Source organism: Pedococcus sp. (assembly GCF_036554925.1).
GTDB lineage: Bacteria > Actinomycetota > Actinomycetes > Actinomycetales > Dermatophilaceae > Pedococcus_A.
In genome coordinates this window covers 1-10,275 of the sequence record NZ_DATBMI010000057.1, presented here as the reverse complement: position 1 = coordinate 10,275, position 10,275 = coordinate 1, and the positions used below count along the sequence as shown (strand labels likewise).

The following is a 10,275-nucleotide window of genomic DNA, read 5'->3' as shown; positions in this document are numbered from 1 at the left end:
GTGCCGACCCATTCTCCGAGCCGGCGATGCCGGTTCGGAGAATGGGCCGGCCATCCGTATACTCATCGTCCGTGCCCCCGGGCACGTGCCGCCTTAGCTCAGTCGGCCAGAGCGATTCACTCGTAATGAATAGGTCAAGGGTTCGATTCCCTTAGGCGGCTCAGATGGCGCCCCCGACTCCGGTCGGGGGCGTTTCCGCTGTTCGGCCCCGGGGCCCGCCGACGACGCCGGGTACTAGGTCAAGTGATGTAGGCCGTCGTGGTCAGTCCGGTGGACCCTCACACCTCCGAGTGCTGGTTCCCTTCTCTAGGACCAGATCGCCCGAGGACGGGGCGTGGGGTCTGTTCAGGGTTCGGGGGGCGTTCGGGGAGGGGCGGAGCGCATGTTCAACAGGTCTGTGGTTCTCGCTGGGTTGGTGGCACTCGGGGTCGCCGTCGGCACCGCGCTACCCGCGGCAGCATCGGTAGGGACGGCACCGCGGGCCTGCGCGCAGCCGAACGGCCGGGTCACCAGTGTCGTGATCGACGGACCCCGCACCTTCATCGCGGGCGACTTCACCTCGGTGCGGACCCCGTCGGGAACATCGGTGACCAGGCAGCGGTTCGCAGCCCTCCACACCGGAACCTGCGAGCTGCTGTCGTGGAGTCCGAGTGCCAACGCGTCGGTGGAGGCACTGCAGGTCGTGGGCAACACCGTCTACGCCGGCGGCGCGTTCACCTCTGTCAACGGCAGTACGCGCAACCGGCTCGCCGCCATCAACGCGGACACGGGGCAGCTCCTCGGTTTCAACCCCGGGATGAACAAGACCGTCCGGACCCTGGCCGTCTCCGCCGACCGGCTCTTCGCCGGCGGCGACTTCACCGCAGTCGGAACCATGACCCGCAAGAAGCTGGCGGCATTCTCGCTCCCCTCGGGCGGCCTGGTCTCGAACTGGAAGCCGGTCGCCTCGGGTGCGGTGACGACGCTGGCCGTGTCAGCCGACGCCAGCCTGGTGTACGTCGGCGGGAACTTCACGTCTCTCGCCGGAAGCTCCAGCAGCCCCTACCTGGCCGCGGTGCACGCCGACGACGGCAGCCTCGAGCCCGGCTTCCGGCCACGCCCCGGCTGGCCCATGATCGAGGTCATCGCCGATGCGAACGGTGTCTATGGCGGAGGCGGCGGCTCTGGTGGCCACCTCGCCATCTGGAACCTCGACGGCAGCCTTGCGCAGCCGGTCTACCAGACCGACGGGGGCGTCCAGGCCCTCGTGATCGACGGCGACTCCCTCTACGCAGGAGGGCACTTCACCAACTACTGCATCGGCAACACCGGTTCGGGGTCGCCCTTCCTCTGCACGAACCCGCTGCCACGCCGCAAGCTCTTCGAGGTGTCGCTCAGCACCGGCGCGCTGACGTCCTGGGCTCCCGTGCTCAACAGCGCCCACGGCGTCTTCGCCCTGCAGGTCGACCCCGGCTCGGGGGCGCTCTGGGTCGGCGGCGACTTCACCAAGGTCGGCTCCACGTCGGTGTCCAAGCTCGCGGTCTTCCCGTAGCCGGGCGCCGCACGGCGTCAACCCCACGTGGGACCAGCGCGGTCAGGAGCCGGCGAACCTGCCGAGGCTGCCCGGCCACCCTGCCGAGGCTGCCCGGCGACCGGACAGTGGTTGCCCGGCGACCGGACGGTGGCTGCGCGGCGACCGGACGGTGGCTGCCCGCGCGCTGGGTCAGCTGAAGCTGAGGTAGCCGACGGCGGACGAGGAGCCGACCGTCCCGGTGACCCTGATGACCATGTCACGGCGGGGGTTGCGCACGACCAGCTCGTTGGAGCACCGGCCGTCGGACCCAGTCGTGCACGGGTTCTTGCGCACCCGGAACTTGGCGCTGGCGCTGTCGTCGCTCCAGTACACCTTCACGCCGGCGACCGGGCGTCCGTTGCTGTCGGCGACCTTGGCGATGTAGGTCTGCGTGCCATCCGGGAGGTAGTTGAGGCAGTGGTTGGGCGCCAGCTGCCGCTCCGGCTGGCGCTTGGGGACCGTGCAGGTGACGGTCACGTCGTAGGTGGGGGCGGCGTTGGCCGCGCCCGCGGGCCAGAGCAGCCCGAGCGCTGCCGCAGTAGCGCCGATGGCGTAGGTGTGACGGGACATGTGGGCGAAGGTACGCCCCGATCCGACCCTCTACGTCCCACCAAGGGGTGACATCTCCCTCGCCCTCGGGCACGAGGCAAGTGCAGGCTGCCGGTCGCACCGCGCACCAGGTCACACCAGCGCAGCCAGTCCCGGCCATTCACAGATCTGCAGGGGTCAACGAGGTCGTCCGCACCAAGCCTCATGCAGATGGATGAGGTGGGCACACGCATTCAGGACGACCCGCTCATCGCGCGGGACCGCCATGATCGGCAGATCAGCGCCACTCGGCTGCCGGCACGACCGCGGCTTGCCGAAGGCGCGGATCGCGGGCCGGTGGCAACGGGGGCTGGTGCGCACACGTGGGCGGGGGGCGGCGAACACGCGCGGCCTGTGAGCGAAGTGAGGGTGGACATGGGGGCACGACACCAACGGGGCTGGCGCAGGCTCGCGTGGTCGGGAACCGTCGCGGGGCTGGTCCTCGCAGGAGGGCTGGTGCAGGCCACCGCGGCGCACGCGGCCGTCGGCCAGAGTCCGGCGCGGACCTGGGGCGTGGGACCGGACACGACGACACCCGCGGCTGGAGGGAAGCCGCGGGTGCTGGCGATCCTCCCGATCGGTGACCGCATCTTCGTGGGCGGCACGTTCGACACCGTCATCGACCCGGCCGGCATCACCTACCCGGCCAAGAACATCGCCGTCTTCTCGGCGACCACCGGTGCCGCGGACCTCAGCTTCAAGGCCAGCGCGGGCGACACGGTGACGACCCTCGCCACCGACGGCTCCCAGGTGTTCATCGGCGGCGCCTTCAACACGGTCAACGGAGTGAACCGGCGCGGTCTCGCCGCCGTGGACTCCCGCACCGGCCTGCTGACCTCATGGAACGCGACCGTGAACGCCGGACAGGTGGACGCCCTGGCCTACTGGGGCGGCTCCCTCTACGCGGGTGGCAACTTCGGCTCGATCTCCGGTTCGGGCGGGACCTCGCGGGCGTTCGCGGCCAAGCTCAGCTCCTCGTCCGCCGCGGTCGACACGGGCTGGTCGGCCGCACCCAACGAGCGCGTCCGGGCCCTCAACGTCGCGGTGGGCGGGGGTCGGCTCTACCTCGGCGGTGAGTTCAGCCAGGTCTCGGGTCGCGGCGGCACGAACAAGCTGGCGGCCGTGTCGCTGTCGAGCGGCGCCGTCGACACGGCGTTCGTCGCGCCGCCCACCAACGACGGCGCCTACTCGCCCGTCTACGACCTGACCTCTGACGCCTTCCGTGTGTATGCCGCGTCCGCCGGTGGGGGCGGCGCCTGCGCCGCCGCCAGCGCCACCACTGGAGCGCTCGTGTGGACGGCGAAGAGCAACGGCAACATGCAGTCCGTGCGGCTGAAGGACGGCCTGCTGTACTGCGCCGGGCACTACGGCGGGGCCGGTTCCTTCATGGGCCAGGACCGCCAGAAGCTGGCCGCGGTCGACGCGGCGACGGGGGTGCTCGACTCGTTCGCGCCGCGCATCAACAGCTCCCAGGGCCCCTGGGCACTGGCCGTCGACGCCGACCACCTGTACATGGGCGGCGACTTCAACAAGGTCTCAGGGGTGCGCCAGCCGCACTTCGCGATGTTCGTCGACAGCTCCGCCCGCACGAAGCCCGCCGCGCCCGCAAGCCTGCTGGGCGAGGCCGGGACCGGGCTCGTGGACCTCAGGTGGTCGCCGTCCTCGACCGACGGCGGCTCGAAGGTGACGAAGCACCGCGTGTACCGCAGCACGACGGCGGGTGGCCAGAACCTCGGGCAGCCGCTGGCCTCGGTCTCCGGGAGCACCTGGACCTACCGTGACACGAACGTGGTCAACGGGACGCGGTACTACTACGTCGTCATCGCGGAGAACGCGCTCGGCAAGAGCGCTCCCTCGGAGGAGGCCTCGGCCACCCCCAGTGCGAGCACCGTCGTCACACCCCCCTCGGCCCCGCGCGGCCTGGCGGTCGACAACACGTCGGGTCCCCTGCGCCTGTCCTGGAACGCGCCGCTGACCACCGGCGGAGCCCCGGTGACGTCCTACCGGATCTACCGGTCCGCGGCCCCGGCCTCGCAGCCCAGCACGCCGCTGACGACGGTGGGCGGGACGACGACCACCTGGGACGACCTCGGTGGCATGCCGGGTGTGACCTACTACTACATCGTCCGGGCGGTGAACTCAGCCGGCCCTGGTCCGGCCTCGAACGAGGCGTCCGCGATGGCGCTGCAGACCCCGCCTGACGCTCCGGTCCTGAGCGGGACCGTCGTCGCCGGCCCGGGCGCCCGCCTCACCTGGACCATCCCGGCGAACAACGGGGCGCCGATCGAGAAGTACGTCATCCTCCGGGACGCCGTGCGGCTGGTGGTGCTCCCCGCCGACGCCAGCCAGGGGCCGACGACCTTCACGGACACCACCGCGAGCAACGGCACGCACGTCTACCAGATTCGCGCGGCCAACTCCGGTGGCAACGGTGACCTGTCCAACAAGGTGAGCCTGCGGATCCGCTGAGCAGGCAGCCCCGGGGAGCCCCGGTCTGCGGGACCAAGTGCCCTGCAGGCCGGGGCCCGGGCGCGCCTAGCGTGGCCACCAGGGGGAGAGAGGCGGTGCACCATGTTCACCGACCGTCGTGACGCCGGACTCCAGCTCGCCCAAGCCCTGCGCCGGTTCCGCGGCCCCGACACCGTCGTCCTCGGGTTGCCGCGCGGTGGTGTGCCTGTGGCCGCGGAGGTCGCCGCGCAGCTGGGGGCGCCCCTGGACGTCATCGTGGTCCGCAAGCTCGGGGTGCCCTACCAGCCCGAGCTGGCGATGGGGGCCGTCGGCGAGGGAGACGTGACCGTCCTCAACCACGAGGTGCTCGCCCACCTGCACGTCAGCGAGGTCGAGCTGTCCGCGGTCGCGAGGCGCGAGCGGCAGGTCGTCGTCGAGCGGGCCCACCGCTTCCGCCCCGGCCGGGATGCGCTCGCGCTGGAGGGGAAGGTCGCCATCATCGTCGACGACGGCATCGCCACCGGCTCGACAGCCCACGCGGCGTGCGCCGTGGCACGCGCGGCGGGCGCGGTCACGGTGGTGCTCGCGGTGCCCGTCGCGCCGGCCGACTGCGGCGCCGAGCACTGGCCCGAGGTCGACGAGTTCGTCTGCCTGGACCGCCCCCTCTGGTTCCACGCCGTCGGGCAGTTCTACGAGGACTTCAGCCAGACCAGCGACGACGAGGTGGCGGCCCTGCTGCGCCTCGCCGCGGCCGCGGCACCGTCCGGCCAGGCCACCGATGAGGCCCGGCCCGCGGTCGCCCGGCTCGCCCCGGAGCACGCCACCGACGACCGCGAGGTGCGCATCCCGGTCAGCGGGGCCGAGCTTGCGGGCCACCTGGTGGTTCCTTCGCCGGCGCGCGGCGTCGTGGTGTTCGCGCACGGCAGTGGCAGCAGCCGGCACTCCCCGCGCAACCGCTACGTCGCCTCGGTGCTGCAGGACGGGGGGCTGGGGACACTGCTCTTCGACCTCCTCACACCGGCCGAGGAGGCGCACCGCGGCAACGTCTTCGACATCGACCTGCTCGCGAGCCGGCTCCTCGAGGCCACCGCCTGGCTCGAACGCGAACCCGCCGCGTCGGGCCTGACGATCTCCTACTTCGGGGCCAGCACCGGGGCGGCCGCCGCGCTCGCGGCCGCCGCCGCCCGCCCGGACCGGACCGGAGCCGTCGTCTCACGTGGGGGCAGGCCGGACCTCGCGATGCCGGTCCTGGCGCAGGTGCAGACACCCACCCTGCTCATCGTGGGCAGTCGCGACGAGATGGTGCTGGAGCTGAATCGTCGCGCCCAGCGCCAGCTCCGGTGCGAGAGCCGGCTGGCGGTCGTGCCGGGGGCCACGCACCTGTTCGAGGAGCCGGGGACCCTCGCGCAGGCGGCCCGCCTGGCACGGGACTGGTTCCTCACCCACGTGCCCCTGACGCCGGTTCCGGAAGGCGCTGCGGGACAATAGGGGGCGTGACCGACCCCCGCGCCTACCCGCTCGGGGGTCGCAGGGCCTGGTCGGTCTACGCCGCGGCGGTCTCCATCTACATCCTCGCGGTGTTCCACCGCAGCTCCCTCGGCGTGGCCGGCCTGGTCGCGGCCGATCGGTTCGACATCACCGCGGCGCAGCTGTCGGTCTTCACCATGGTCCAGCTGTTCGTCTACGCCGCGATGCAGATCCCGGTGGGCGCCCTGCTGGACAGGTTCGGCGCCAAGCGCCTGCTCGCCGCCGGAGTCACCACGATGACGCTGGCCCAGTTCGGTTTCGCGTTCGCGCGGTCGTTCGAGGCCGGCATCCTGGCGCGGGTGGCCGTGGGCGTCGGTGACGCCATGGTCTTCATCCCGCTGCTGCGGATCGTCGCGCTGTGGTTCCCACCCATCCGCATCCCCATCGTCACCCAGCTCACCGGTCTGCTCGGGCAGGTCGGAGCGCTCGCGGCCGCGGCGCCGCTCGTCGCGGCCCTGCAGTTCTGGGGGTGGACTCCCTCGTATGCCGCGGCCGCGAGTGTGGGGATCGTGCTCGGTGTGGTCCTCGTGCTCGTCGTCCGAGACTCGCCCTACCCGGACCACGAGCTCGACCGGATCAAGGTCCGCGCCATCGCCCGGGCGGTGCGCAGCGCCTGGAACACCCCCGGCACCCGCCTGGGCCTGTGGTCGCACTTCTCGGCCCAGTTCGGGGCGACGGTCTTCGCCCTGCTGTGGGGCTACCCGTTCCTCGTGGCGGGCCAGGGGCTCGCGCCGGGCACCGCTGGGCTCCTGCTGATGCTGATGACCGTGACGACCGTCGTCACCGGCCCCCTTGTCGGGGGCTTCGTCACCCGGTACCCCTTCTCGCGGTCCACCCTGATCCTGGGCATCGTCGGGGCGATCGCCACGGTGTGGGCGGTGGTGCTGCTGTGGCCGGGCCGCTCCCCGCTCTGGCTGCTCGTCCTCCTCGTGGTCGTGACGGCCGTCGGCGGTCCCGGCTCGATGGTCGGCTTCGACCTCGCCCGCACCTTCAACCCGCCGACCCGCGTCGGCAGCGCCACCGGCATCGTCAACGTCGGTGGCTTCGTCGCCTCGCTCTCGACCGTCACCCTCATCGGGATCGTGCTCGACGTCGTGGCGCCGGGCGGGCCGAGCACCTACACCGTCGACTCCTTCCGGGCCGCCATGTCGGTCCAGTACATCGTGTGGGCGATCGGGGTCGCGCAGATCCTGCGCTACCGCCGAACGGTGCGCAGGGACCTGCGCGAGAACGACCCCGAGGCGTATGCCGCGCTGCGGGCCGGCCGGGCGACCGTCCCGCGCTGACGGTTCAGCCGGTCAGCCCTTGTTGACGCTGACCTTCATCACCGTGCCGTTGCCCGAGGTCTCCCGCACGCGCACCGTGGTGCCCGTGTCGGGGACGTCGACGCTGCTCCAGCCGGGCTGGTAGCGACCGGCGTGGTCGCCGGTGCAGGCGTGGGTGTCGCAGTCGGTCCAGTACCTCTTGCTGTCGTCGAACAGCGGGACCGCGGGCTTGGAGCCGATCCGCGCGGCGACGCCGTCGGAGTGGAGCGTGTAGCCCTGGGTCCGCTCGAGCCCGAAGGTCGCGTCGTACGTCTGGATGCGCGGTCGCATCAGCGTGCCGTCGGCCCAGTGGCTCAGGCCGGGGTTGGCGTCGACGGGCAGGATGAGCCCGCCCCCCGGGTGGTCGCCGACGCTGTTGTCGCCGAACGAGGTGTCCCAGTAGCTGACGAGCAGGCCGTTCTGGTACGCGAAGTGCTCCACCCAGTTGGGCTTCGTGCTGAGGTAGCCGAAGTTGTACGGCCCGGTCCGCAGCGAGGCGTCGAACCCGAGGTACTGCCGGTTCTCCAGCACGTAGGCGTTGAAGAACGACTGCTCCTCCGAGCCGGTCGTCGTCCGGAACCCGTCCAGCGTCCAGCCCTCGTCGGCCTCCGCCGTGCCGACCGGCTGGCCGTCCAGGGAGATCGCGTCGGCCTGGAAGCCCGACTCGCTCAGCGCCCCGTCAGTGACGTACCGGAACCCGAGCGTCACCGTCTTGCCTGCCCAGGCGGACAGGTCCGCGGTGAGGTCGACCCACACGTCGCCGGTGCTGCCCGTGATCCCGTTGCCGAGGTTCTGGCTGTTCGGGTTCGTCGTCGTTGAACGGTTGGTCCGCACCGATGTCCCGTCCACCGTGAGGTAGGCGTAGTCCCAGTCCGTCTCGATGTCGTAGCGGACCTTCGCCGTGAGTGCCCCCGCGCCGATGGTCACCTGCTTCGTCATGGAGTTGTCGAGGTTGTCGCCGGAGTCGCTGTAGAAGTACTTCGAGCCCTCGAACGGCGAGCCGAGCTCCAGCGGGACCTGCTTGTCCGGGAGGAGCACGAAGGCGGCCTGGGCCAGCTTGCTGTTGTACTCGGCCGGGCCGAGGGTGAGGTCCGCCTTCCTGCCCTCTCGGACGGTGGCGAAGTTGAGCCAGCCGAGCTGGAACTTCTCCCACGCACCCATGTGCGTGGGCTTGGTGCCGATCCCGTCCTCCGGCCGGCCGCTGTTGCCGTACGAGCCGGAGCTCATCAGCGTCCAGAAGCCGGTCGAGTTCTCGGCGCCGCCGGTGTTCCCCGAGGTGTCGTACAGGTCGGGCAGGCCGAGGTCGTGCCCGAACTCGTGCGCGAAGACACCCACGCCGCCGTTCTCCGGCTCGATCGTGTAGTCCCCGACCCAGTACTTCGAGCCGCCGATCCTGACGCCGCCCGCCTTGTTGAACTCGGGTCCGGTGCTGTTGAAGTCACCGAAGTTGGCGTACCAGCGGTGCGACCAGATGGCGTCCTCGCCGTAGGAGCCGCCTCCGGTCTCCTCGCCCTCACCGGCGTGCACCGCTTGGAAGTGGTCGATGTAGCCGTCGGCCTCGTCGAAGTTGCCGTCACCGTCGTGGTCGTAGCGGTCCCAGACGTCGAAGCGCGACAGGTAGTCGTCGATCTCGGCGGCGCTCTTGCCGGCCGCCAGCTCGCTGGCGTACCAGGACTTGAGCGCGTCGGCGACGAAGAGCCAGGTGTCGGGGCAGGCGATGTCGCCGCAGTAGTTGGCGCCGTAGCTGGCGGCGTTGCCGGGCACCTTCACCCAGTCGGTGATGTCGCCGTTGACGGTGTACCGGCCGGAGGACTGCTCGAGGTAGTAGTTGCGCATCGAGACCGCGCCCTCCTTCTCGGAGAAGAGCAGGTCCTCGTAGTAGGCACGCGAGAAGTCCTTGGTCCAGATGGTCGAGTTGTCGACAGAGCGGTCGGGCTCAGGGATCTGGTTGTGCAGCGGCCCGGGGGCGCCCCCGTGGGCGACCTGTTGGCCGTCGTGGGTGTGCGTCGCGGTGGCCGTGCCGAACTCGCCGAGCACGGTGAAGATCGAGTCCTCGGACTCGCGCGTGAGCTCGACGTACTGGCCCCGCCCGACCTTGACGACGCGGTTGCGGCCGGAGGGCGTGGCCTGTCCCGACAGGGTCAGCTCCTGGGCCCGCGCGCGGTGGGCGGCCTGCTTGTCGGCCAGGGGGTTCGGCAGGTCGTCGGACCTGGGAGCCTTGGCGGCGGGGGCGCTCGTGGCGCTCGGGGTGCTCGTGACGGTCGGTGCGCCGGGCGCGGCAGTGGCGAGGCCCGGAAGGGCGATGGTCACTGCGAGGCCGGCCACTCCTGCGAGAACTCTGCGCATCGTGCTTCTCCCCTGTCGACGGCGTGCCCCCTTGCCGTCACGCTACGCACGCTGCGAGGTGCCGCCAAGGGGCTGTCGTCAAAGAATTCCTCCCGGTCCGGGGACGCTTCCGGAGGAATGCCGCGCAGCCGCCTCGGGACCCTTCCGGTCGGGGCTGACCTGCGGGAACGGCGAATCTGTGACCGACTTGTGATGTGGCCGACGCCGTCGCCCTGAGCACGCGGGCCGACCTGCTGAAAAACATCGCTGTCATTTCCAGAATGACACTGCTGTTATTTCGTGATTTCCCTCGTCGACCGTCATTTCTGTGTGACTGGTGTTTCTCGAGTGAATATCCAGCCCTACTCTTCAGCGGCTGACCTCCGACGCGAAAGGCCCCCTGTGACGAGCCGCGCCCCTGCCACCCGCCCCGCGCGGCTGGCGCTCGCCCTGGCCCTGTCCGGCGCCCTCGCCACCGGCACCGCGACCGTGGCCGCCGCCGACCCCGATCCTGGAGGGGTCTTCCCGTCC

6 protein-coding genes and 1 tRNA gene are annotated in these 10,275 nt (G+C 71.0%); 5 read left to right on the top strand and 2 right to left on the bottom strand.

Annotation, left to right across the window (positions count from 1 at the left end):
* Nucleotides 1-87 precede the first annotated feature (87 nt).
* Both VIB11_RS04665 and VIB11_RS04660 read left to right on the top strand, forming a co-directional pair.
* Nucleotides 88-161 (top strand) — tRNA-Thr (locus tag VIB11_RS04665).
* A 356-nt stretch (nucleotides 162-517) separates the two neighbouring features.
* Entirely contained in the window at nucleotides 518-1,531 is a 1,014-nt protein-coding gene (locus VIB11_RS04660) for a hypothetical protein (RefSeq protein WP_332028834.1), read from the top strand.
* Between the two features lie 171 nt (nucleotides 1,532-1,702).
* On the opposite strand, the gene VIB11_RS04655 is transcribed toward VIB11_RS04660, so the two are convergent.
* Nucleotides 1,703-2,122 carry a hypothetical protein gene (locus VIB11_RS04655; RefSeq protein ID WP_332028832.1) on the bottom strand — a complete coding sequence of 140 codons (420 nt, stop codon included), beginning with the start codon at nucleotides 2,120-2,122 and terminating at the stop codon, nucleotides 1,703-1,705.
* A 393-nt stretch (nucleotides 2,123-2,515) separates the two neighbouring features.
* On the opposite strand from VIB11_RS04655, the gene VIB11_RS04650 reads away from it, so the two are divergent.
* The 3 genes from VIB11_RS04650 (at nucleotide 2,516) to VIB11_RS04640 (ending at nucleotide 7,401) form a co-directional block, all read left to right on the top strand.
* Complete coding sequence (locus VIB11_RS04650) at nucleotides 2,516-4,609, top strand: fibronectin type III domain-containing protein (protein WP_332028830.1); 2,094 nt, start codon at nucleotides 2,516-2,518, stop codon at nucleotides 4,607-4,609.
* Between the two features lie 102 nt (nucleotides 4,610-4,711).
* Nucleotides 4,712-6,076 (top strand): phosphoribosyltransferase family protein, encoded by a 1,365-nt coding sequence (locus VIB11_RS04645; protein ID WP_332028828.1) that lies wholly within the window; start codon nucleotides 4,712-4,714, stop codon nucleotides 6,074-6,076.
* A 5-nt stretch (nucleotides 6,077-6,081) separates the two neighbouring features.
* Complete coding sequence (locus VIB11_RS04640; protein WP_332028826.1) at nucleotides 6,082-7,401, top strand: MFS transporter; 1,320 nt, start codon at nucleotides 6,082-6,084, stop codon at nucleotides 7,399-7,401.
* Between the two features lie 12 nt (nucleotides 7,402-7,413).
* Here the strand turns inward: VIB11_RS04640 and VIB11_RS04635 are convergent, their stop codons facing one another.
* Nucleotides 7,414-9,765: an immune inhibitor A domain-containing protein gene (locus tag VIB11_RS04635; protein ID WP_332028824.1), complete on the bottom strand. Its 2,352-nt coding sequence runs from the start codon at nucleotides 9,763-9,765 to the stop codon at nucleotides 7,414-7,416.
* Between the last annotated feature and the right edge of the window lie 510 nt (nucleotides 9,766-10,275).